Source organism: Pararhodobacter sp. CCB-MM2, assembly GCF_001691415.1.
Classification (GTDB): domain Bacteria; phylum Pseudomonadota; class Alphaproteobacteria; order Rhodobacterales; family Rhodobacteraceae; genus Pararhodobacter.
The window spans coordinates 1-22,403 of sequence record NZ_LRRR01000023.1 but is presented as its reverse complement, the minus strand read 5'-3'; the positions used below and the strand labels follow the sequence as shown (position 1 = coordinate 22,403).

The 22,403-nt window shown below is 66.2% G+C and carries 19 protein-coding genes; 13 read left to right on the top strand and 6 right to left on the bottom strand.

From position 1 onward, the window contains the following. Window positions 1-89: 89 nt before the first annotated feature. From BCY78_RS17995 to BCY78_RS17980, 4 genes are all read right to left on the bottom strand, one after another. Entirely contained in the window at window positions 90-902 is an 813-nt protein-coding gene (locus tag BCY78_RS17995; protein WP_068304653.1) for a 3-deoxy-manno-octulosonate cytidylyltransferase, read from the bottom strand. Further along, window positions 895-1,728 carry a 3-deoxy-8-phosphooctulonate synthase gene (gene kdsA, locus BCY78_RS17990; protein WP_068304651.1) on the bottom strand — a complete coding sequence of 278 codons (834 nt, stop codon included), beginning with the start codon at window positions 1,726-1,728 and terminating at the stop codon, window positions 895-897. The genes BCY78_RS17995 and kdsA overlap by 8 nt, the downstream gene beginning before the upstream one ends. Before the next feature lie 72 nt (window positions 1,729-1,800). Continuing rightward, window positions 1,801-3,471 carry a SulP family inorganic anion transporter gene (locus tag BCY78_RS17985; protein WP_068304649.1) on the bottom strand — a complete coding sequence of 557 codons (1,671 nt, stop codon included), beginning with the start codon at window positions 3,469-3,471 and terminating at the stop codon, window positions 1,801-1,803. 72 nt (window positions 3,472-3,543) lie between these two features. Next, window positions 3,544-4,197, bottom strand: coding sequence for a carbonic anhydrase (locus BCY78_RS17980; protein WP_068304647.1), 654 nt, complete (start codon window positions 4,195-4,197; stop codon window positions 3,544-3,546). Window positions 4,198-4,425: 228 nt separating this feature from the next. On the opposite strand from BCY78_RS17980, the gene BCY78_RS17975 reads away from it, so the two are divergent. From BCY78_RS17975 to BCY78_RS17950, 6 genes are all read left to right on the top strand, one after another. Continuing rightward, entirely contained in the window at window positions 4,426-4,749 is a 324-nt protein-coding gene (locus BCY78_RS17975) for a hypothetical protein (protein WP_139103213.1), read from the top strand. A 340-nt stretch (window positions 4,750-5,089) separates the two neighbouring features. After that, complete coding sequence (locus BCY78_RS17970; RefSeq protein WP_233499435.1) at window positions 5,090-6,514, top strand: M17 family metallopeptidase; 1,425 nt, start codon at window positions 5,090-5,092, stop codon at window positions 6,512-6,514. After that, complete coding sequence (locus BCY78_RS17965; RefSeq protein WP_068304644.1) at window positions 6,511-7,326, top strand: NlpC/P60 family protein; 816 nt, start codon at window positions 6,511-6,513, stop codon at window positions 7,324-7,326. The genes BCY78_RS17970 and BCY78_RS17965 overlap by 4 nt, the downstream gene beginning before the upstream one ends. Before the next feature lie 217 nt (window positions 7,327-7,543). Continuing rightward, window positions 7,544-9,559 carry an NADPH-dependent 2,4-dienoyl-CoA reductase gene (locus tag BCY78_RS17960; protein ID WP_068304642.1) on the top strand — a complete coding sequence of 672 codons (2,016 nt, stop codon included), beginning with the start codon at window positions 7,544-7,546 and terminating at the stop codon, window positions 9,557-9,559. A 10-nt stretch (window positions 9,560-9,569) separates the two neighbouring features. After that, window positions 9,570-10,481, top strand: coding sequence for an AEC family transporter (locus tag BCY78_RS17955; RefSeq protein ID WP_068304640.1), 912 nt, complete (start codon window positions 9,570-9,572; stop codon window positions 10,479-10,481). Window positions 10,482-10,645: 164 nt separating this feature from the next. Then, complete coding sequence (locus BCY78_RS17950; protein ID WP_068304639.1) at window positions 10,646-11,551, top strand: LysR family transcriptional regulator; 906 nt, start codon at window positions 10,646-10,648, stop codon at window positions 11,549-11,551. 103 nt (window positions 11,552-11,654) lie between these two features. Here BCY78_RS17950 and BCY78_RS25640 read toward each other — a convergent pair whose 3' ends face one another. Further along, on the bottom strand, window positions 11,655-11,813 hold the full coding sequence (locus tag BCY78_RS25640) for a hypothetical protein (RefSeq protein ID WP_158515955.1): 159 nt from the start codon (window positions 11,811-11,813) through the stop codon (window positions 11,655-11,657). A 120-nt stretch (window positions 11,814-11,933) separates the two neighbouring features. Then, window positions 11,934-13,316, bottom strand: coding sequence for a multicopper oxidase family protein (locus tag BCY78_RS17945; RefSeq protein WP_068304717.1), 1,383 nt, complete (start codon window positions 13,314-13,316; stop codon window positions 11,934-11,936). 205 nt (window positions 13,317-13,521) lie between these two features. Here BCY78_RS17945 and BCY78_RS17940 point away from each other — a divergent pair, with 205 nt between their 5' ends. The 7 genes from BCY78_RS17940 to dnaJ all read left to right on the top strand — a co-directional run bounded on the left by BCY78_RS17940 (window position 13,522) and on the right by dnaJ (window position 22,179). Continuing rightward, window positions 13,522-14,403, top strand: coding sequence for a DMT family transporter (locus BCY78_RS17940; protein ID WP_068304637.1), 882 nt, complete (start codon window positions 13,522-13,524; stop codon window positions 14,401-14,403). Window positions 14,404-14,567: 164 nt separating this feature from the next. Beyond that, the gene (locus BCY78_RS17935; RefSeq protein ID WP_068304636.1) at window positions 14,568-15,674 is read left to right on the top strand and encodes a TRAP transporter substrate-binding protein; all 1,107 of its coding nucleotides are present in this window, start codon (window positions 14,568-14,570) and stop codon (window positions 15,672-15,674) included. A 193-nt stretch (window positions 15,675-15,867) separates the two neighbouring features. Next, on the top strand, window positions 15,868-16,419 hold the full coding sequence (locus tag BCY78_RS17930) for a TRAP transporter small permease subunit (protein ID WP_139103212.1): 552 nt from the start codon (window positions 15,868-15,870) through the stop codon (window positions 16,417-16,419). Between the two features lie 6 nt (window positions 16,420-16,425). Beyond that, a complete protein-coding gene (locus tag BCY78_RS17925; protein ID WP_068304635.1) occupies window positions 16,426-17,814 on the top strand; it encodes a TRAP transporter large permease subunit in 1,389 nt (462 codons plus the stop codon). Window positions 17,815-17,898: 84 nt separating this feature from the next. After that, window positions 17,899-18,825, top strand: coding sequence for an AEC family transporter (locus tag BCY78_RS17920; protein WP_068304633.1), 927 nt, complete (start codon window positions 17,899-17,901; stop codon window positions 18,823-18,825). 203 nt (window positions 18,826-19,028) lie between these two features. After that, window positions 19,029-20,948: a molecular chaperone DnaK gene (gene dnaK / locus BCY78_RS17915; protein WP_068304632.1), complete on the top strand. Its 1,920-nt coding sequence runs from the start codon at window positions 19,029-19,031 to the stop codon at window positions 20,946-20,948. Between the two features lie 76 nt (window positions 20,949-21,024). Then, a complete protein-coding gene (gene dnaJ / locus BCY78_RS17910; protein WP_068304631.1) occupies window positions 21,025-22,179 on the top strand; it encodes a molecular chaperone DnaJ in 1,155 nt (384 codons plus the stop codon). Window positions 22,180-22,403: the final 224 nt, after the last annotated feature.

Here is a 22,403-nt window from a genome sequence, read left to right as displayed (position 1 = left end):
CATCGCAGCAAGCAAGGGGGGTGCCGAGCGCTTGAGCGGTCGCCCGCCGGTAGACAACGTCTCTGCAGGCGTGCCCCGGAGAGACGGTGTCAGTCGATGCCCATCCGCTTCAGATAGCCTTCGATCAGCGGCACGTCCGAGGGATTGTTCAGCTCCCAGAAGGCGGCGCCGGGGGCCGAGACCTCGACCGCGGCGATCTTGTGCCCATGCTCGAGGAAGCGCAGCTGTTCCAGCCCTTCGAGCTGCTCCAGCGTGCCCGGGGTGAGGCCTGCGTAGAGTTTCAGCGCCTCCGGCGTATAAGCATAGAGGCCGACATGGTGGAACACCGGGATTTCCGCGTCGGGCTTCAAGGAGCCGGTGAAGGGGATCACTTCCTTCGAGAAATAGATCGCATTGCCGACCAGATCGCGCACGACTGTGGTGGCGCCGACGCGGCCGTTGCGGCGATCGTTGAGGAAATTGTCCAGCGCCTCGCGGTCGCAACGCAGCACGGGGGTCGCGACCTGCCGCGTCTCATCCTCGCGCATCGCGGCAATCAGGGCCGAGACGAAATGCGGCGGGGTCAGTGGCGCGTCGCCTTGAAGGTTGACGATGATCGGCTGGCCGAGGCCCGCGCGTTCCACCGCCTGCGTCACGCGCTCGGTGCCGTTGGCGCATTCGGGCGCGGTCATGATCACGTCGCAGTCGATGCGGCGAGCCTCGTCGGCGATGCGCTCGTCATCGGTGGCGACGAAGATGCCGGTGACGCCACGGGTGGACACGGCGGCGGCGCGGGCCGCCATGACCGAGCGTTCCAACAGGGTGCGTTCGGTGCCCGAGGCGCCTTTCAGCGTCGCCAAGGGCTTGGCCGGATAGCGGGTCGAGGCATAGCGGGCGGGGATGACGATGACGGCATCACGCATCGAGGCTCTCCTTCGACAGACGATCGAAGGCCGAGAGCTGGCCGAGCAGCACCTTCATCTGATGCAGCGGCACCATGTTCGGGCCATCGGACGGTGCGTTGTCCGGGTCCTCATGCGTCTCGATGAACAGGGCCGAGACGCCGACAGCGCAGGCCGCGCGCGCCAGCACCGGCACGAATTCGCGCTGCCCACCCGAGGTCGCGCCCTGCCCGCCCGGCTGCTGCACCGAATGGGTCGCGTCGAACACCACCGGATAGCCGGTCGCCGCCATCACCGGCAGGCCGCGGAAATCGGTGACCAGCGTGTTGTAGCCGAACGAGGTGCCCCGGTCGCAGAGCATGATGTTCTGGTTGCCGGTCGAAGCGACCTTGTCGGCCACGTTCTTCATGTCCCACGGCGCGAGGAACTGGCCCTTCTTCACGTTGATCGCCTTGCCGGTCTCACCGGCGGCGAGCAGCAGGTCGGTCTGGCGGCACAGGAAGGCCGGGATCTGCAGCACGTCGACCGCCTGCGCGGCCTTGGCGCAATGCCAGGGCTCATGCACATCGGTCAGCACCGGCACGCCGAATTCCTCGCGGATCGCGGCGAGGATCTCGAGCCCCTTCTCCATCCCCAGCCCCCGCGCCGTCGAAATCGACGAGCGGTTTGCCTTGTCGTAGCTGGCCTTGAAGATCAGCTTGGTGCCCGTGGGCTCGCAGGCCTCCAGAATGCCCGCGCACATCGCCCGCGCATGGTCGAGGCTCTCCAACTGGCAGGGACCGGCGATCAGCGCGAAGGGGTTGGACCCTCCGATGCGGATGTCTCCGATAGGAACGATATGGGGCATGGCAGGTCCTCGGGCTGGAATTAGCCGGCGTCTGGGCCGTTCAGGGGTGCATAGGATGCGGGCGCCCGCAGGTCAACGGGCGGCCAGAAGCGCCGCCGTCGGCAGGGCCTCGGCCCCCAGCGCCGCCCGTGCCCGCGCCACGCCCTGCGTCACATCGGCGGCCAGCAGGATATGCGGCTCGGCCAGACCATGGGCGGCCATGCGCATCCGCAACGGCATGTCGGCCCCGGTCAGCACCACCACAACGTCACGCTTCCGGGCCGAGGCGACCAGGCCCTCGACAGTGTTGATCGCCGTCGCATCCACCATCGAGGCTTCGGAAAAGTCGATGACCAGCGCGCGGTGCTGATCGCCGATCTTCTCCAGCACCGCCCCGACCGAGGCCGCGGCCCCGAAGAAGAACGCCCCCCGGATGCGGTAGACCAGCACGGCATCGTCGCGGGCCGGACCGGCCTCAGCCTCGTCGCCATCGCGCGACACCCCAGCCGCGCGGGACATGCGGTGGATGAACAGCACCGAGCCCAGCGCGAAACCGACGACGATGGCCTCGGTCAGATCGCGGAACACGGTCAGGCCCAGCGTCACGGCCATCACGGCGGCCTCGCCCCGCGCGCTGCGGATCAGGGTGACGATGGCGTGGCGCTCGATCATGTTCCACGCCACGGTTGCCAGCACGCCTGCCAGCGCGGCCAAGGGGATCATGCCCACCAAGGGCGCGGCGATCAGCATGAAGCCCAGAACGAACAGGGCATGCAGCATCCCCGCCACCGGCGAATGGGCGTTGGCCCGCACATTGGTCGCCGTCCGGGCGATGGTGCCGGTCGCGACCATGCCCCCCATCAGGCCCGAGGCGATATTGGCCACGCCCTGCGCCACCAGCTCCATGTTGGACGAATGCCGCCGCCCGCTCATCCCGTCCGCGACCACCGCCGACAGCAGCGCCTCGATGGAGCCCAGCAGCGCGAAGCCCACGGCATTGGGCAGCACCGCCAGCGCCAGCTCGGCCGAGAGGGGCGGCCATTCCGGCGCGGGCAACATCGCGGGGACGGGCCCGAAGGTTGAGACGATGGTCGGCGTGTCCAGCCCCAGCAACGCCACCGCCAGCGTCGTCGCGGCGACAGCGATCAGCAGGTTCGGCAGCCGGGGGGCGAAGCGCTTGAGCCCGACGATCAGCACGATGGTCACGGCGGCCAAGGCGATGGTCACCGGGTTCGCCGTCGGCAGCGCCTGCCAGATCACCGGCAGTTTCTCCAGGATCGGGCCGGGCTCGGGGCCGGACAGGGTCAGGCCCAGCAGGTCCTTGATCTGACTGGCAAAGATGATCGTACCGATGCCGGCGGTGAAGCCCACGGTGACGGGATAGGGGATGAAGCGGATGTAGGAGCCCAGCCTGAGCAGCCCCAGCGCGGCCATCAACAACCCGGCCAGCAGCGTTGTCATCACCATGCCGCCGATCCCGTGCTGCGCCACTGTGGCAGCGACGAGCACGATGAAGGCGCCCGCCGGTCCGCCGATCTGATAGCGGCTGCCGCCCAGCGCCGAGATCACGAAGCCGCCGACAATCGCCGTATAGAGCCCCATCGCCGGGGTCCCGCCCGAAGCGATGGCAATGGCCATCGACAGCGGCACGGCGACGATGGCGACGGTCAGGCCCGCCACGGCGTCGCGTTTGAGGTGATCGACGGTGTAACCCTCGCGCAGGACGGGGATCAGCGCCGGGACAAGCCGGTCGGAATAGGGCATCGGGGCCGCCAGAATGACAGAGACGGCGCGAGCCTATCGCGCCGTCCCCAAATCACGCAAGCGGGCCGGTTGTCACAGCACGGAGTGGAAGCTGTCCGTCTCGGGATCATAGGCCTCGAGCCCGCCTTCCCCGATGTCGTGCCACAGGCCGTGCAAGGTCAGCGTCTCGTTCTCGACGGCTTCCTTCACGAAGGGGAAGCTCATCAGGTTCGACAGCGAGATGCGTACCGCCTGTTTCTCCATCGCCGAGATCCGGGCCTCGGCATCGCCGATTTCAGCGGTCGCCTCATAGCCCGGGCGCAGGATTTCCATCCAGGTGCCGACGAAGCTGGAGGATTGCGCCAGCTCCGGCGCCTTGCCGGCGCACATGTCATGGCAGCCGCGCACGCCGCCGCAGTTCGAATGGCCGACCACGATCACATGCGCGACCTTCAGCGCGGTCACCGCGTATTCGACCGCCGCCGAGGTGCCGTGCTGCTGTCCGTCCGGCGTGTAGGGCGGCACGAGGTTGGCGATGTTGCGGTGGATGAAGAACTCGCCCTGATCGGCGCCGAAGATCGCCGTGACGTGCACGCGTGAGTCGCAGCAGGCAATGAGCATTGATCGCGGATGCTGGCCCTCTTGGGCTAAGTGCCTGAACCAGCTCTTGTTTTCGGCATATTGCGTGGCGCGCCAACCGCGGAATCTGTTCGTCAGATATCCGGGCAACTTGCGGGCGTGCGTCATCGGTCCATCCCCTTAATTCTGCCTTAATCACAGGCCATCCCAGTGCTATGCTCAATTTGCAGGAAAATCGAGCAGCTTCCCAGACCCGGAGCAACCTTTTGTTAGCACCGAGAAAAGATCCTCGGTTCGGGTGAATAAGGGAAGGCCGTTAGGGGCAGAAAGGGTGCGATTGTGACGTTTGTCATCGAGATGCGTCCGAGTGAGCGCGTCATTATTGACGCCGCAACCTTGGATGACTTGTTCAAACGGTTGGGTGACCGCGGGGCCGAAGGCTTCGTCATGCAGACCGTCGAGACGATTTCGGACATCCTGGCCGAAGTCGATGCCTTCGTGCGACACGAGGCCTATGACGAGATTCCACCGCGGGCCCAGCAGGTCTCGCGGCTCTGTGCCGAAATCGGCCTGACCTCCTTGGCGCGGGTATCCCGCGACATGGCGATCTCGGCGCGTCGGCAGGACATGGTCGCGTTCCGCGCGGTCTGGGAACGTCTTGTCCGGATCGGTGATCGCTCGTTGGCGATGGTCTGGGAGATGCCCGGCCTCTCGCTGTAAGCCTTCCGGCTTGCGGCTGACCCGCCTGCGTTGAGCGCAGTGGGGTGCGTTGTGCGTCATCGGCGCGCGGCGTCGTTGCTCGTTCTGGCGCGGTCTCCCCTTCTGGTGCCCCTGTTCCGGTGCCCGTGACGTTTGGGCCCTCGAGCGGCTCACGGCACGGGCCTCAGAACCCCGCCGATTTTGCCGATCTGGGAAACAAACTATCCACGGTTGGTAAAGAAAGGGTTAACAGCCCTCTGATTCGGCGCCGTTTTCCGGCCTCGCGCGTTGTCCGTGGCATGTCCCTTCCTTTCCGCCGCGCTTGCGGCGTAGGGTGGGACGACCACGATCAGAGAGACGAATGATGCGCCACAGCCTCGCCACCTTCGCCCCGGCCGACACCCCCTCGATCCCGCTGCACGCCATCGCCAGCGAGGATCTGGCCGCCTGGCTGGATACCCAGCCCGAAAGGGTCCGGACCTGGCTGGCCGCCGTGGATTTCAAAGCCGGCAATGGTGAGACGCTCTGTGTGCCCGACGCCGCCGGCGGCATTGCGCTGGTGGTGTTCGGCTTGGGCAACGCCAAAGCACGCCGGCGCACGCGCATGGCCCTTGGGACCGCCCGCGCGAAGCTGCCGCAGGGCACCTATCACCTCGCCTCGGGCTTCGACGCCGAGGCGCTGCCGGAACAGGCTCTCGGCTGGCTGCTGGCCGGCTACAGTTTTGACCGTTTCCGCCACCGTCCGGCCGAGGAGATCCCGCAGCCCGCACTGAAGGCCCCGGCGGGCATCGATGCAGGCCGGCTGGCGATCCTCGCCCGCGCCGAATGGCTGACGCGCGACCTGATCAACACCCCGGCCTCGCAGATGGGCCCTGAGGAGCTGGAATCGACCATCCTTGCGCTGGGGGAAGAATTCGGCGCCGATGTCTCGGTCACCTATGGCGACGACCTCCTGCACGAGAATTTCCCGCTGATCCACGCGGTCGGCCGCGCCTCGGACCGGACGCCGCGCCTTCTGGACCTGCGCTGGGGGCAGGAGGGGCCGCGCGTGACGCTGGTCGGCAAGGGCGTGTGCTTCGATACCGGCGGGCTGAACATCAAACCGGGCGCCTCGATGGGGCTGATGAAGAAGGACATGGGCGGCGCGGCGACCGTGGCCGGGTTGGCGCTGATGATCATGGCCCTGGGCTGGAAGGTGCGGTTGCGGGTGCTGATCCCGGCGGTGGAGAATTCGATCTCCGGCAGCGCGATGCGGCCGGGCGACGTGCTGACCGCGCGCAACGGCAAGACGGTCGAGATCAACAACACCGATGCCGAGGGGCGTCTGGTGCTGGCCGATGCGCTGGCGCTGGCCTGCGAGGAAGAGCCCGAGGCGCTGATCTGCATGGCCACGCTGACCGGCGCGGCGCGGGTGGCGCTGGGCCCTGACCTGCCGCCCTTCTACACCGACGACGAGGATCTGGCACTGGCCCTCTCCGACGGCGCCGCACATGAGCGCGACCCGCTTTGGCGCCTGCCCTTCCACGACCCTTACGACGCGATGATCGAACCGGGGATCGCGGATCTGGACAACGCGCCCTCGGGCGGGATGGCGGGTTCGATCACCGCCGCGTTGTTCCTGCGCCGCTTTGCCGAGGGCGCACAACGCTTCGCCCATTTCGACATCTACGGCTGGCAACCCGCCGCCGCCCCGGCGCGGCCGAAAGGCGGGATCGGGCAAGGCGCCCGTGCTGTGCTCTGGGCGCTGCCCGAGGTGCTGGGCGAAGAGATCGAGGGCAAGGCATGACCGACCGGCGCTACCTGCGCGCCGCCGGAGGGGTCGCGCATGAAAGCCTGCGCGGCGCGCTGGACGGCGCGCTGTTCGTCCCCGGCCGCTGGCAACGTGTGACCGTGCCGCTGACCGACCTCTGCGCCACGCCCGCCGGCGCGCGGGATCGTCAGATGCTGCTGGGCACGCGGTTCTGCGTGATCACCGAATGCGACGGCTATGCCTTCGGCTTCGACGGAGATGAGGGCTATTGTGGCTGGATCGCCGAGGACGCGCTGGGCGAGGATTCGGCGGTGACGCATTGGGTCTCGGCCCCCGCAACGCATGTCTATCCCGCCGCCGACATCAAACAGCGCGAACGCATGGCATTGAGCCTCGGCGCCCGCGTGGCCGTCACGGACGAGGCCGGGCGCTTCGCCGTCACGCCGCACGGCTATATTCCCGCCAAGCACCTGCGCACGATCGGCGACTGGCGGGCGGATGGCATCGCTGTGGCGCGCGACTTCCTCGGGACGCCCTATCTTTGGGGCGGCAATTCGCGTGAGGGGATCGATTGTTCGGGCCTCGTGCAGGCGGTGTTCCGCGCCACCGGACGTGACTGTCCGGGTGACAGCGACATCCAGAGCCTGATGGCCGGGGCCGAGGTCGTGCCGGGATCTGAAGAAGCGGGCGATCTGATCTTCTGGGCAGGCCATGTCGCCGTGGTGACCGGACCGGGCCGGGTCATCCATGCCAACGCGCACAACATGGCCGTGACAGAAGAGGACCTCGAGGCCGTGATTGCGCGCGCCGACGAGCCCGTTATGCGCCGTTTGCGCCCGTCGCATTGAGTATTTGCAACAAGGTGAGAGGGCCGGGCGCCCGGTCTGAGCCACGCGACTCGACTTACAAATCTTCGTTCCGAAAATATCCTCGGGGGGTGAGCCCGCAGGGCGAGGGGGGCAGACAGCCCCCCTTTCCGTCCCGCCCACCTGACGCAAGGTTTCGGATGACAATCCCCCACGCCCGGCTACCGTGGAGCGCCATCGCCAGACCGGAGGAGACCCGATGTCCAGCCCCTACCCGACCCTGCTTGCCCCCCTGGACCTGGGCTTCACCACGCTCAAGAACCGCGTCCTGATGGGCTCGATGCATTCGGGGCTGGAGGAGCGCGGCGACTGGGCTCGCGTCGCCACCTATTACGCCGAACGCGCGGCGGGGGGCGTCGCGCTGATCGTCACCGGCGGCATGGCCCCGAACACGGAAGGCGGCGTGTTTCCGGGGGCGGCGGGCCTCTACACCCCACAGGACATCGCCAACCACCAGCTGGTGACCGACGCCGTGCACAAGGCGGGCGGCAAGATCGCCATGCAGATCCTGCACGCCGGCCGCTATGCCTATGGGCCGGATTGCGTCTCGTCCTCGGCGATCAAGTCGCCGATCAGCCCCTTCCCGCCTAAGGAGCTGGACGAGGAGGGCATCGAAAAGCAGATCGCCGATTTCGTCACCGCCGCCGTCCGGGCGCGCGAGGCCGGCTATGACGGCGTCGAGGTGATGGGCTCCGAGGGCTATTTCCTCAACCAATTCCTCTGCCTGCATGTCAACAAACGCACCGACCGCTGGGGCGGCTCGTATGAGAACCGGATGCGCCTGCCCGTCGAGGTCGTCCGCCGCGTGCGCGAGGCCGTCGGGCCGGATTTCATCATCATCTACCGCATCTCGCTGTTGGATTTGGTGCCGAACGGCCAGTCCTTCGACGAGATCGTCACGCTGGCCAAGGCCATCGAGGCGGCCGGCGCGACGATCCTCAACACCGGCATCGGCTGGCATGAGGCGCGCGTGCCGACCATCGCCACCTCGGTTCCCCGCGCGGGCTTCGCTTGGGTGACGAAGAAGCTGATGGGCAAGGTGTCGATCCCGGTCATCACCTCGAACCGGATCAACAGCCCCGACACCGCCGAGGCCGTCCTGCGCGAGGGTTGCGCCGACATGGTGTCGATGGCACGCCCCTTCCTTGCCGATGCCGAGTTCGTCAACAAGGCTGCCGCCGGGAAGGCCGAGACCATCGCCCCCTGTATCGGCTGCAATCAGGCCTGCCTCGATCATACCTTCAGCGGCAAGATCTCGACCTGTCTGGTCAACCCGCGCGCCTGCCATGAGACCGATCTGAACTACTCGCCCACCGAGGCCGCCAAGACCGTCGCCGTGATCGGCGCGGGCCCCGCGGGGCTGATGACGGCCTTGGTCGCGGATCAGCGCGGCCACAAGGTGACGCTGTTCGAGCGCGACCAGGTGATCGGCGGGCAGCTGAACATGGCGCGTGTGATCCCCGGCAAGGAGGAGTTCCACGGCCTCGTCCATTGGTTCGAGACCATGCTCAAGGCCTCGGACGTCGAGCTGAAGCTGGGGACCGAAGCCACCGCCGAGGCGCTGATGGGCTTTGACGAGGTGATCGTCGCGACCGGCGTCAGCCCTCGCGATCCGGGCATTCCGGGGCAGGACGGGGCGAATGTGCTCTCCTATATCGACGTGTTGCGCGGCAAGGCCCCGGTGGGCGCGCGCGTGGCAGTGATCGGTGCGGGAGGCATCGGCTTCGACGTGGCGGAGTACGTCACGCATGAAGGCGTCTCGCCGACGCTGGATCCCGCCGAATGGCGCAAGGAATGGGGCGTTGGCGATCCCTCGGACGTGCCGGGCGGTCTGGTCGAACCCGCGCCGCCCGCGCCCGCCCGCGCGGTCACGCTATTGCAGCGCAAGGCCGAGAAGCCCGGAAAACGGCTGGGAAAGACCACCGGTTGGATCCACCGCGCCAGCCTGCAGGCGCGCGGCGTGAAGATGCTGGGCGGCGTCACCTATGACGCGATCGGGCCCGAGGGCGTGACGCTGGGCACCGCGAACGGCCCGCAATTGCTCGAGGTCGACACCATCGTGCTATGTGCCGGGCAGGAATCGAACCGGACGCTGGCGGATGCGCTGGAGGCCGCGGGCAAAAAGGTGCATGTCATCGGCGGGGCCGATCTGGCCGCCGAGCTGGATGCCAAGCGCGCAATCGATCAGGGGGCGCGGCTGGCCGCACAACTCTGAAAGGGCTCCGATGATTCTCACGGCCGTGCTTGCGGGCCTTCTGCCCAGCTTCCTTCTGGTGGGGCTGGGCGGCCTCGTCCGCAACCGGCTGTCCGAGAACGCCTGGACCGGCCTCGACCGGCTGAATTTCGAGATCCTGTTCCCCGCCCTGCTGTTCGCCGCCGCCGCCGGACGACCGATGGATCTGGGCCTCGTCGCCGCGATCGCGCCGGGGGTCTGGGCGATCCTGACGCTGGGGCTGGCCGGCGGCTATCTCGCCCGGCGTTTCGGACCTGAGAGCTTCCTCGACTTCGCCGGATCGTGGCAGACCGCGTGGCGCTTCAACACCGCGCTGGGGTTTGTCGCCGTGACCACCCTGCCCCTCGCGGATGCCGCGATGATGGCCGTGGTTGCGGGCATGGCGGTGCCGCTGGCCAATATCTTCGCCGTCTCGGCCCTGTCGCGGGGCGGCAACCTTGGCCTCGGAGCCACGCTGCGCAAGGTGGCGCTGAACCCCTTCCTGCTGGCCTCGGTCGCGGGGGTGCTGGTCGGCATCTCGGGCTGGACGCCACCGGCGCTGTTGATGGCGCCCCTGCACCTGCTGTCGCAAGGCGCGATCCCGGTGGCGCTGCTGTCTCTGGGCGCGACGATGGACTGGCGGGCGCTGGCACGGCTCGATGCCTTCAGCGGCGTGCTGGTGGGGGTGAAGCTGGTGCTTCTTCCCGCCGTGACCCTGACCGTCTGCCTGATGCTCGCCGCGGGACCGGCCTTGACGCAGATCCTCGTGATGTTCGCCGCGCTGCCCACCGCCTCGGCCTGCCATATCCTTGCGGCAGCCTTCGGGGCGGATCGCAAGCTGTCCGCAACTGTCGTCGCTCAATCGACATTGATCAGCGTAGCGACCCTACCGTTCTGGATCGCGCTCACGGCATTCTTAACGTGACGTGTACAATGCCGGGCCATTAACGAAACATTCAGGTTGATGAGCCGCTAACCGTTTCTGAATACCCGACAATCGCCCCGCCAATTCCCCGGCTGCGCCCAGATCGCGCCCCAATTGGGGTGTGTAACGGAAACATCGAAACAGTCAGGGTTACGGATAGCGCGATGGATCGTCTGACCGAAATGGAAGCCTTCGCCACGGTTGTGGATCAGGGTGGATTCACCGACGCGGCACGCAAGATGGGGATCTCGAAATCCGCCGTCTCGAAACATGTCTCGTCGCTGGAGGCGCGCCTCGGCGCCCGCCTTCTGAACCGCACCACGCGCCGCGTGAGCCCTACCGAGATCGGTCTGGTCTATTACGACCGTGCCCGCCGCGTCCTGAACGACGCCGGCGAAGCCGACAGCATCGTCACCGCCATGCAATCGGCCCCTTCGGGCGTGCTGCGCATGTCGGTCGCCACGGATTTCGGCGTCTCGCTGCTGTCCCCGGTGCTGGATGAATTCCTGACTGAATTCCCGGAGATCAGCGTCAACATGGTGCTGAAGAACCGCTATGTCGAACTGATCTCGGAAGGGTTCGACATGTCGATCCGCGTCGGCGAGATGGAGGACAGCTCGCTCCGCGCCCGCAAGATCACCGAGACGACGCAGCGCCTGATCGCGTCGCCCAAGTATTTCCAGGCCCATGGTCGCCCGATGAAGATCGACGACCTGAACGAACACCGCCTGCTGCATTATTCCAACCAGGCCAGCGCCAACGTCTGGAAGATCACCGCCCCCTCGGGCGAGGTCCGGCAGGTGCGCGGCACGGGCTGGCTGACGGTCAATGACGGCCAATCGCTGCTGAACGCGGCGGTGAAGGGCCTCGGCATCGCTTACTTGCCCAGCTTCCTCTATCACGACGCGATGCAGCAGGGGCTGGTGTCGGACGTGATCCCGGATCTGCCGCAGACCACGCTGGGGATCTACGCGGTCTATCCGCCGGGTCGCTTCACCCAGCCGAAGGTGCGCGCCTTCATCGATTTCCTCGTCGATCGTTTCGCCGAGAAGGGTCCCGATATCTGGTGAGTGTCCTGCTCTGACTTGTTCCCTCGGGTCAGAGAGTGCTGACTGGCCGGCCTTGGGGCCGGCCATTTTTCATGCCGTTGGCGGTGTCGCGACGGCGGGGCGCTTACTTCGAGCTACCGCCCTTGCTGCCGCCACTCGGCAGGCCCGAGGTCACGCGGCTTTCGTCCGAATTGCCGCCGCTGCCGGCCTGCTTCTTGTCGCCGCCCGGCATCTGGCCCTTGGCCGTCGAGCCCTTGCCGCTGGTGGGAACGCCCTTGGTCATAATGAAACTCCTCAAACAGATCTCTGAATCGCGGACGAAGCGCCCGGTGAGAGGAGCGTATCCCAATCCCCCGCCCCGTCAAAAACAAGTTTCTGCAACGGGACGCGGGATCGGCGGGTTTCAGGTAACGCGAAGATAGCCGGTCAGGCCGCTCTTCTGGTGCTCGATCACATGGCAGTGGAAGGCCCAGTCGCCGGGATTGTCCGCGACCAGCACGACATCCATCACCTCCTGCTCCAGCAGCATGGCGGTATCGGTCCAGTTCGCCGGGACATAACGCTGGTTCGACGCCAGCGGCATGAACAGCAGGCCGTGCAGATGGATCGGGTGGTCGTTGGGGCTCTCGTTGCGCAGGCGCAGGACGTAGGTCTTACCCCGCTCCAGCACCGCCAGCGGCCCGGTGCCCGAGGCATCGCCGGGCCATGCCGTGCGGTTGATCGACCAGAAGGTATAGCCCAACGTGCCGCAGAAGCCGTTGTTCTCGGAGGATTGCTCAGGGCTCCAGCCGAAGACGAACTCGATCGTCTCGGCCTGCGACAGGTCCGGCATGGCGATGGGATTGGCGCTGAGCGGGCGCAGCTCGTCCAGCGCGCGGCCCCGGTCGGCGCCCGTCGCGCGCAGGGTCAGAAGCGTGCGGGCCCGGCCGGGCTGTTCGTTCAGCACCACCAGCTCGGCCCCCTCCTGCCCCGGTATGCGCAGGGCGATGTCCGCCCGTTGCCCCGGCCCGAGGATCAGCGGCGCCCCTTCGGTCGGCATCGGCACGTCCTCCTCGACGGGATGGCCATCGACGGCGATGATCTGCCCCTCGGCCCCCGGCAGCTGCACGCGGTAAATCCGCGTGGTGTCGGTGGCGACGAGGCGTAGCCGCACCAGCCCGCCGGCCGGGGCGTCATAGACCGGCTCCTGCTGCCAGTTCGCCGTCATCACCGTCCCATGGGTTCCCGCGCGGGCCGCCCCTCGGGCGGTGAACAGGTCGATGAACTGGCTGTCATCGCCCAGTCGCCAATCGCGCAGGTTCACCGGCAGGTCGAGGTCGAAGCCCGGATCCTCGTCATCCTCGACGATCAGCACGCCGGTCAGGCCCCGCGCCATCTGCGCCATGGTGTTGCAATGCGGGTGATACCAGAAGGTGCCGGCATCCTGCGGCGTGAACTCGTAGCGATAGCTGTCGCCCGGCCCCATCGGCACCTGCGTCAGATAGGGCACGCCGTCCATCACATTCGGCACCCGCAGCCCGTGCCAATGCATCGCCGTGTAATCCTCGAGCGTGTTGGTCACCTCGGCCACGAAGGTCTCGCCCCGGCGCAGACGCAGCACGGGCGGCGGGCCATCGGGCGAGAGGCTGACCATGCCCTCGGTCACCGCCCCCTCCAGCGCATAGCGGGCGGGCTGGATCACCAGCGACAGGGGCGAGGCCTCGGCCCGGCGCGGCAGCAGGCTCAGGCCCGAGAGCCCTCCGGCCATGGCTAGGCCCGAACTGGCGAGGAATTGGCGACGTTTCATGGCAAGCTCCCGATCCATCCCGAGTCTTTCTATCGGGCTTCCGGGCAGCCTGCATCCCCCCGAATTGCCGCACCGGAACCGGGCCGTAGCCCCCCTCGCCGCCACGGCCTTGGAGAGTTACTTAACCTGATAACTGGCTTGCCCTACCCGCCCCGGAGGCCTATCCATCGGGAGGAGAGAGCGCCCCGGCGCCGAGGAGGACCCCATGAGCACCCAACAGTATCAACCGCTGAAGGCGGCGCTTTGGATGTGCGGGGCCATCGTCTCGTTCGTGATGATGGCGGTGGCGGGGCGGGCCGTTCAGCAGGAACTCAACACCTTCGAGCTGATGTTCTGGCGCTCCCTTCTGGGCTTCTTCATCGTCGCGGCCATCATCCGTATCCGAAGCGGGAATTTCGCGCAGATCCGCACCCGGATGGCGGGCCAGCACCTGATCCGCAACCTGTTCCACTTCTTCGGCCAGAACATGTGGTTCTACGGGCTGATCATGATCCCGCTGTCGCAGCTGGTGGCGCTGGAATTCACCAGCCCGATCTGGGTGGTGATCCTTGCCCCCTTCCTGCTGGGCGAGCGGCTGACCGGCACCAAGCTGCTGCTGACCGTGATCGGTTTCGCCGGTGTTCTGGTCGTGGCACAACCGGGTGTGCAGCCCCTGAACTGGGGCCATGCGGCGGGGGTGATGGCGGCGATCGGCTTTGCCATGAACCTGATCTTTACCCGCCGCATCATGCTGCATGACACCGTGCTCTGCGTGCTGTTCTGGATGACCCTCAGCCAGACCGTGATGGCGCTGGTGCTGGCCGTGGCCACGGGCTTCACCTGGCCCAGCCTGGCGATGAGCCCCTGGCTGGTGGTGATCGCCATCACCGGGCTGACGGCGCATTACTCGCTGACCTCGGCCCTGGGGCTGGCGCCGGCGACGCTGGTCGCGCCGATGGAATTCATCCGCCTGCCGATCATCGCGCTGGTGGGCGTGGCGCTGTACAACGAATCGCTCGACCCCTTCGTCTTCATTGGCGCGGCGATCATTTTCTCGGCAAACTTCGCCAATATGCGCCTGAGCAAGCGGCAACCCGCACAAGGATGATGCAGCGAAATCGCTGGCGTCTTGACGGCGCTGCGATAGGATGCCGCAAACCCGTACCCAGCCGGTCCGGCAAGGCAAATCGGGTTCCCTCGGCCAACGAGCCGTGTATAACCGCTGCATTGGTCAGCAAAACTGACCACATGCAATCCTTTGGGAGGATACTAATGGATCGTCGTTCTTTCCTGCGCGCCTCGACCGTGGGCGGCGCAGCCGCTGCCGCAACGTCGCTGGCAGCTCCGGCCATTGCTCAGGGCAACATCACCTGGCGCATGGTCACCACCTGGCCGCGTAACTTCCCGGGCCTGGGTGTCGGCGCGCAGCGTCTGGCCGACCGCATCACCGCCGCCTCGGATGGCGCGCTGACGGTGCAGGTTTTCTCGGCCGGCGAAATGGTTCCGCCGCTGCAATCGCTGGACGCCGTCATCGACGGTTCGGCCGAGATGAGCCACGGCGCTGCCTACTACTGGCAGAACAAGTCGGTCGCCCTGTCGTTCTTCACGGGCGTTCCCTTCGGCATGACCGCGTCGGAAATCTCGGGCTGGATGCGCTACCTCGGTGGTCAGGAGCTGTGGGACGAGGTCTACGATCAGTTCGGCCTGCAGGGCTTCCTGTCGGGCAACACCGGCACGCAGGCTGGCGGCTGGTTCCGCAACCCGCTCAACAGCCTGGCTGACGTGCAGGGCCTGCGCTTCCGCACCCCGGGTCTGGGTGGTCAGGTCTGGCAGGCGCTGGGCGCCTCGGTGACCAACATGGCCGCCGGCGAGATCTTCGCCGCGCTGCAGACCGGTACGCTGGACGCCGCCGAATTCGTGGGGCCGTACAACGACCTCGCGCTGGGCTTCCACCAGGTCTGCAACCACTACTACACCTCGTCCTTCGTCGAGCCGGGCCTGGCCACGGAACTCGTCGTCGACAAGGCGAAGTATCAGGAGCTGCCGTCGAACCTGCAGGCGATCGTCAAGGACGTCTGCCAGGCCGAGTACGAGAACGTCTACTCGGACTTCGTCGCCAACGACCCGCGCGCCCTGCGCACTCTGGTCGAAGAGCATGGCGTGACCGTCCACGAGTCGTTCCCGGACGACATCCTGGAAGCCGGCGCCAACGCTTCGAAGGACATCATCCGCAACCTGCTGAACTCGGATGACGAACTGACCCAGCGCGTGGCCCGCAGCTTCGTGGACGGCCTGACCCTGATGCGCACCCGCACCCAGGGCACCGACCAGGGCTTCATGAGCGCCCGTCAGCGCTTCCTGGATCTGTCGGACCTCTAATCCGGCGCCACAGGTATCGGCCGGTCCCCCAGGGGGCCGGCCATTTTGCTTGACGCGGACCGGCCGATCCGGCATGGCCCCCGCGCGGCCCCCGACCCCGGCTGGGCCACCTTCCAAGCGCCAATCCACACCGGCGACCCGGCACCGCCCGAGGGGCACGAACCGGCGCCGCCTCGAACAGGGTGAGAGTCTCGTGGTCTTCCTGTCCTACATCATGCGGGCGATCAACCTGGCCAACCGGCTGATCGGCAACATCTTCCTCTGGCTGTCCGTCGGGATCGTGCTGGTCTGTTTCTGGGTCGTCGTCGAGCGCTATGCCTTCTCGACCACGCGCCTGTGGATGCAGGACCTCTATCCCTGGCTGAACGGTGCCATGTTCACCGGCGTTGCGGGCTATGCGCTCTATCGCAACGACCATGTGCGCGTCGACATCCTGTACCGCCCGGCCAGCTTCCGCACCAAGGCCCTGCTGGACCTGTTCGGCACGCTGGTCTTCCTGCTGCCCTTCGCCTGGGTCGTCTGGAGCTATAGCCAGACCTTCGTCATGCGCGCCTGGCGCCTGCAGGAGGCCTCGGCCAACCCCGGCGGCGCGCAGGGTCTGTTCATTCTGAAAACCTTCATCCTGGTCTTCGCCGTGGTGATCGCGGTGCAGGGGGTGTCGATGCTGATCCGCTCGATCCTGACCCTTGCCGGCCGCGAGGACCTCGTGCCCGAAGACTACCGCTACAAGATCGAAACGGAGTAAGGCGTCATGGATCCCGTTCTCCTTGGAGAAATCCTCTCCGGCGTCATGTTCCTCGGCGTGATCGGCTTCATGCTGCTGGGCTTCCCCGTCGCCTTCACGCTGGCCGGTTCGGCGCTGGTCTTCGCCCTGATCGGCATGAATTTCGGCGTGTTCGACATGTCGAACCTCAGCGCCCTCGCCGGCCGCTATACCGGCTACATGGTGAACGAGGTGCTGGTCGCGGTGCCGCTGTTCATCTTCATGGGCGTGATGCTCGAACGGTCGAACATTGCCGAGCAGCTTCTGTCCAACATGGGCAAGCTGTTCGGCAACATGCGCGGCGGTCTGGGCATCTCGGTCGTGATCGTGGGCGCCCTGCTGGCGGCCGCGACCGGCGTTGTCGGCGCGACCGTGGTGACGATGGGCCTGATCTCGCTGCCGGCCATGCTGCGCGCAGGCTATGACCCCAAGCTCGCCTGCGGCACGATCTGCGCCTCGGGCACGCTGGGTCAGATCATCCCGCCCTCGACCATCCTGATCTTCATGGGCGACATGATCGCCGGCATGAACAGCCAGGTGCAGATGAGCCTCGGCAACTTCGCCCCGAAAACGGTTTCCGTGGGCGACCTGTTCGCCGGTGCCTTCATCCCGGGCATGCTGCTGGTCGTCGTGTACATCGGCTACATCCTGTTCAAGGCCGCCGTCGACCCCGAGAGCTGCCCGGCCACCCCCGTCGCCCCCGAAGAGCGTGCGGGTCTGGGCCGTGAGCTGCTGGTCGCGCTGGTGCCGCCGCTGCTGCTGATCGTCGCCGTTCTGGGCTCGATCCTGGGCGGTATTGCCACCCCGACCGAGGCCTCCTCGGTGGGTGCCGTGGGTGCGACCGTGCTGGCCGCTGCCCGTCGTCGCCTGACCTTCAAGGTGATCTACGAAGTCGCCAAGCAGACCGCGGTCATCACCTCGATGGTGTTCATCATCCTGTTCGGCGCCTCGGTCTTCGCGATCGTGTTCCGCCAGCTGGGCGGCGACAACCTGGTGCATGAGATGCTGTCGGCCATGCCCGGCGGCTGGGTCGGTGCGATGATCACCGTCATGGTGCTGATGTTCTTCCTCGGCTTCATCCTCGACGCCTTCGAGATCATCTTCATCGTCCTGCCCATCACCGCCCCGATCCTGCTGCGCCTCGGCGTGGACCCGATCTGGCTGGGCGTGATGATCGGCGTGAACCTGCAGACCTCGTTCATGACACCGCCTTTCGGCTTCTCGCTGTTCTATCTGCGCGGCGTAGCCCCGAATTCGGTGTCGACGATGATGATCTACCGCGGGATCATCCCCTTCGTGTTCCTGCAGATCGCCGTGATCGCGCTGCTGTTCATCTTCCCGCAGTTCGTCACCTGGTTGCCGGACCTGCTGTACTGATCCAAAGACAGCCCTGCCCCGCCCTTCACCGGGCGGGGCTTTTCCTATCCTGACCCTGAACACGAAACCCCGAAGACCGCCCCGATGCTGATTACCTTCTTCCAGGTCGTGCCCTTCTTCGTGGTCATCGCCGTCGGCTACGGCGCCGGAAAGACCGGCTTCTTCCCGCCCGAGGCCACGGCCTGGCTGACCAAGTTCGTTTTCTACTTCGCCCTGTCCGCGATGCTGTTCGGCTTTGCCGCCAGCATGTCGCTGTCCGATATCTTCGAGCCCCGCGCGGCCATGGCCTATCTCTGGGGCTGCGGCGTGATCTACCTGATTGCGCTGGGCGTGGCCTTCATCCGCCTGCGCCCCCTGACCGAGTCCGTGATGGAGGCCCATACCGCCGTGATCGGCAACACCGGCTTCCTCGGCGTACCGATGCTGGTGATGATCCTCGGGGCCGAGGCCGCGGGGACGGTGCTGCTGGTCCTCTCTATCGACCTGATCGTCTTCTCCAGCCTGCTGACCATCATCATCACGCTGGCGCGCGAGGGCCGGATCTCGCCGGCGCTGCCCAAGGTGATTGTCGTCGGCCTGCTGAAGAACCCGATGGTCGTGGCCATGGCGGCGGGCCTGCTGTGGTCGGCGACCGGCGTGCCGCTGCCCACCCCGATTGCCGCGACCATGACACTGCTGGGCGCCGCCGCCACCCCCGGCGCGCTGTTCGCCATCGGCGCCACCCTGACCCAAAGCCGGGCCGAGCGGCTGACCGTCGCCGGCTGGCTCAGCTTCGCCAAACTGGTGCTGCACCCGCTGGCCGTGGGCGGCGCCGCGCTGTTCATTTTCCGGGTCGAACCCTTCGCCGCAGGGGTGCTGATCTCGGCCGCCGCGCTGCCGGTTGCAGGCAATGTCTACATCCTTGCACAGCATTACGGCGTGGCTGTTGCCCGCGTCTCGGCCGCGATCCTGATCTCGACCGGGCTCTCGGTGCTGACCTTGCCGCTGATCCTGGCCCGTTTCACGGGTTGAATTGTTAACCAGAGCCTGCGTAAACCATGAAACTCTGATGAAATAGACGCCCACCAGCCGCTTGCAGGCCCCAAACCCCCTCCCTATATAGCCCTCGAAGCCGGGACGACGCCCCAGATGGGACGCCCGGTTCTGGGATCGGGGCCACGAAGCCTGACGGGATCGTCGCCCCACAACATCGCCGAAGGAAGAAGGATTTCATCATGGCTAAAGTCATCGGGATCGACCTCGGTACGACGAACAGCTGCGTGTCGATCATGGAAGGCTCGCAGCCCCGGGTCATCGAGAACTCGGAAGGCGCGCGCACCACGCCGTCGATCGTCGGTTTCACCGAAAGCGAACGTCTCGTCGGTCAGCCCGCCAAGCGGCAGGCCGTCACCAACCCCACCAACACCGTCTTCGCGGTGAAGCGCCTGATCGGCCGTCGCCTGGGCGACGCCGAGGTCGAGAAAGACAAGAAGCTCGTCCCGTACAACATCGTGGACGGCGGCAATGGCGACGCCTGGGTGGAAACCCGTGGCGAGAAGTATTCGCCCTCGCAGATCTCGGCCTTCATTCTGCAGAAGATGAAGGAAACCGCTGAATCGTATCTGGGCGAGAACGTCACCCAGGCGGTGATCACGGTTCCGGCCTATTTCAACGACGCCCAGCGTCAGGCCACCAAGGACGCCGGCAAGATCGCCGGTCTGGAAGTCCTGCGCATCATCAACGAACCGACCGCAGCCGCGCTGGCCTATGGTCTGGACAAGGAAGGCACCAAGACGATCGCGGTCTATGACCTCGGCGGCGGTACCTTCGACATCTCGATCCTCGAGATCGACGACGGCCTGTTCGAAGTGAAATCGACCAACGGGGACACGTTCCTCGGCGGCGAGGACTTCGACATGCGCATCGTCACCTACCTCGTGGACGAGTTCAAGAAAGAGCACGGCGTCGACCTGAGCCTCGACAAGATGGCCCTTCAGCGTCTGAAGGAAGCCTCGGAAAAGGCCAAGATCGAGCTGTCGTCCTCGCAGCAGACCGAGATCAACCAGCCGTTCATCTCGATGGACAAGAACACTGGCCAGCCGCTCCACATGGTGATGAAGCTGACCCGTTCGAAGCTGGAATCGCTGGTCAGCGATCTGATCGTCAAGTCGATGAAGCCCTGCGCGCAGGCGCTGAAGGATGCCGGTCTGTCGAAAGGCGACATCGACGAGGTCGTGCTCGTCGGCGGTATGACCCGCATGCCGAAGGTCATCGAGGAAGTGACGAAGTTCTTCGGGAAAGAGCCCCACAAGGGCGTGAACCCGGACGAAGTCGTGGCGATGGGCGCCGCCATTCAGGCCGGCGTTCTGCAGGGTGACGTGAAAGACGTCGTGCTGCTGGACGTGACCCCGCTGTCGCTGGGCATCGAGACGCTGGGTGGCGTGTTCACCCGTCTGATCGACCGCAACACCACGATCCCGACCAAGAAGAGCCAGGTCTTCTCGACCGCCGAGGACAACCAGAACGCGGTGACCATCCGCGTGTTCCAGGGCGAGCGTGAGATGGCGGCGGACAACAAGATGCTCGGCCAGTTCAATCTGGAAGGCATCCCGCCGGCGCCCCGCGGCATGCCGCAGATTGAGGTGACCTTCGACATCGACGCCAACGGCATCGTCAACGTGTCGGCCCGCGACAAGGCGACCAACAAGGAGCAGCGGATCACGATCCAGGCTTCGGGTGGTCTGTCGGACGCCGACATCGAGAAGATGGTCAAGGACGCCGAAGAGAACGCCGATGCCGACAAGGCCCGCAAGGATCTGGTCGAGGCGAAGAACCAGGCGGAAAGCCTCATTCATTCGACCGAGAAATCGCTGGTCGAATACAAGGACAAGGTGGACCCGACTACGGTCGAAGCGATCGAGCTGGCCATCGCCGCGCTCAAGGACACGCTGGACGGCGACGATGCCGAGAAGATCAAATCCGGCATCAACAACGTCCGCGACGCCTCGATGAAGCTGGGTGAAGCCATCTACAAGGCGCAGCAGGAGCAGGCGGAAGGCGAGGAAGCCTCGGCCGAGGACGAGCCGCGCCCGGTGGATGACGACATCGTCGATGCCGACTTCGAGGACCTCGACGACAACAAGCGTCGCGGCTGACGCCAGAACCTAACGCGGGGCCCCGGCCGGAGAGATACCGGGCCGGGGCCTTGCCTGTGATAAGTGAGGTCCACGAATGGCCAAGCGCGATTTCTACGAGGTTCTGGGTGTATCGAAGGGCGCCTCCGCCGAGGAGCTGAAGAAGGCCTACCGCGCCAAGGCCAAGGAATTGCACCCCGACCGCAACAAGGACAATCCGGACGCCGAGAACCAGTTCAAGGAAGTGAACGAGGCTTACGACGTCCTGAAAGATGCCGACAAGAAGGCGGCCTATGACCGCTTCGGCCATGCAGCCTTCGACGGCGGCATGGGCGGCCCGCGCCCCGGTGCCGGTCCGCGCGGTGGCGGCGATTTCGGCGCGTCCTTCTCGGATGTGTTCGAAGACCTGTTCGGCGACTTCATGGGCGGCCGTGGTGGCGGCGGTGGTGGTCAACGCACCCGTGCCAGCCGTGGCAGCGACCTGCGCTACAACCTGCGCGTCACGCTGGAAGAGGCGTACAAGGGCACGCAGAAATCCATCCGCGTACCGACGCTGGCCGCCTGCGACTCGTGCAACGGTTCCGGGGCCGAGGGCGGCGCAGAGCCGGTGACCTGTCCGACCTGTTCGGGCATGGGCAAGGTCCGCGCGCAGCAGGGCTTCTTCACCGTCGAGCGGACCTGCCCGACCTGTGGTGGTCTCGGTCAGATCGTCAAGAACCCCTGCAACAGCTGCAAGGGTGCCGGTCGGGTCGAGAAGGAGCGTCAGCTCTCGGTCAACATCCCGGCCGGGGTCGAGACGGGCACCCGCATCCGCCTGACGGGCGAGGGCGAGGCCGGTCTGCGGGGCGGTCCGGCGGGCGATCTCTATATCTTCATCGAGGTACGCGAACACCCGATCTTCCAGCGCGACGGCATGGATCTGCATTGCCGCGTGCCGGTCAGCTTCACCGCTGCCGCCTTGGGTGGCGAGGTCGAAGTGCCGACGATCGACGGTGGCCGCTCGCGCGTGAAGGTGCCGGCGGGCTCGCAATCGGGCAAGACCATGCGCCTGCGCGGCAAGGGCATGCCGGCCCTGCGGGGCGGTGGCTCGGGCGACATGATGATCGAGCTGGGCGTCGAAACGCCGGTGAACCTGACCGCGCGTCAGAAAGAATTGCTGCGTGAATTCGAGGGGCTGTCGCAAGACAACCATCCCGAGGGCAGCAGTTTCTTCGGCAAGGTCAAAAGCTTCTGGGATGGGATGAAGGGGTGAAACCCGGCGCTGCCGCCAAGGCGGCAGCGCGAAAAGGCTCCGGTGGAGCCTTTTCAGGGTTTCACGCCCGAGGCCACGCCGAGGGCCGGCGTAAGTGCCCCTCCCCCGACAAGACAAACCGGCGCCCTTCGGGGCGCCGTTTCTTTTCCCGCGCCAATTAACCTTTTCTCAACGGGAATCGGGCGAAATCGAGGCATGCCCCGCCCCGCCACCCTCTCCGAGCC

Excerpts from the sequence above, each read along its gene's own strand:
- BCY78_RS25640 (WP_158515955.1), bottom strand. The coding sequence starts at position 11,813 with ATGACCAAGGGCGTTCCCACCAGCGGCAAGGGCTCGACGGCCAAGGGC.
- dnaJ (WP_068304631.1), top strand. The coding sequence starts at position 21,025 with ATGGCCAAGCGCGATTTCTACGAGGTTCTGGGTGTATCGAAGGGCGCC.
- BCY78_RS17945 (WP_068304717.1), bottom strand. The coding sequence starts at position 13,316 with ATGAAACGTCGCCAATTCCTCGCCAGTTCGGGCCTAGCCATGGCCGGA.
- BCY78_RS17980 (WP_068304647.1), bottom strand. The coding sequence starts at position 4,197 with ATGACGCACGCCCGCAAGTTGCCCGGATATCTGACGAACAGATTCCGC.
- BCY78_RS17935 (WP_068304636.1), top strand. The coding sequence starts at position 14,568 with ATGGATCGTCGTTCTTTCCTGCGCGCCTCGACCGTGGGCGGCGCAGCC.
- dnaK (WP_068304632.1), top strand. The coding sequence starts at position 19,029 with ATGGCTAAAGTCATCGGGATCGACCTCGGTACGACGAACAGCTGCGTG.
- BCY78_RS17995 (WP_068304653.1), bottom strand. The coding sequence starts at position 902 with ATGCGTGATGCCGTCATCGTCATCCCCGCCCGCTATGCCTCGACCCGC.
- kdsA (WP_068304651.1), bottom strand. The coding sequence starts at position 1,728 with ATGCCCCATATCGTTCCTATCGGAGACATCCGCATCGGAGGGTCCAAC.
- BCY78_RS17925 (WP_068304635.1), top strand. The coding sequence starts at position 16,426 with ATGGATCCCGTTCTCCTTGGAGAAATCCTCTCCGGCGTCATGTTCCTC.
- BCY78_RS17970 (WP_233499435.1), top strand. The coding sequence starts at position 5,090 with ATGATGCGCCACAGCCTCGCCACCTTCGCCCCGGCCGACACCCCCTCG.
- BCY78_RS17940 (WP_068304637.1), top strand. The coding sequence starts at position 13,522 with ATGAGCACCCAACAGTATCAACCGCTGAAGGCGGCGCTTTGGATGTGC.
- BCY78_RS17985 (WP_068304649.1), bottom strand. The coding sequence starts at position 3,471 with ATGCCCTATTCCGACCGGCTTGTCCCGGCGCTGATCCCCGTCCTGCGC.
- BCY78_RS17965 (WP_068304644.1), top strand. The coding sequence starts at position 6,511 with ATGACCGACCGGCGCTACCTGCGCGCCGCCGGAGGGGTCGCGCATGAA.
- BCY78_RS17920 (WP_068304633.1), top strand. The coding sequence starts at position 17,899 with ATGCTGATTACCTTCTTCCAGGTCGTGCCCTTCTTCGTGGTCATCGCC.
- BCY78_RS17950 (WP_068304639.1), top strand. The coding sequence starts at position 10,646 with ATGGATCGTCTGACCGAAATGGAAGCCTTCGCCACGGTTGTGGATCAG.
- BCY78_RS17955 (WP_068304640.1), top strand. The coding sequence starts at position 9,570 with ATGATTCTCACGGCCGTGCTTGCGGGCCTTCTGCCCAGCTTCCTTCTG.
- BCY78_RS17960 (WP_068304642.1), top strand. The coding sequence starts at position 7,544 with ATGTCCAGCCCCTACCCGACCCTGCTTGCCCCCCTGGACCTGGGCTTC.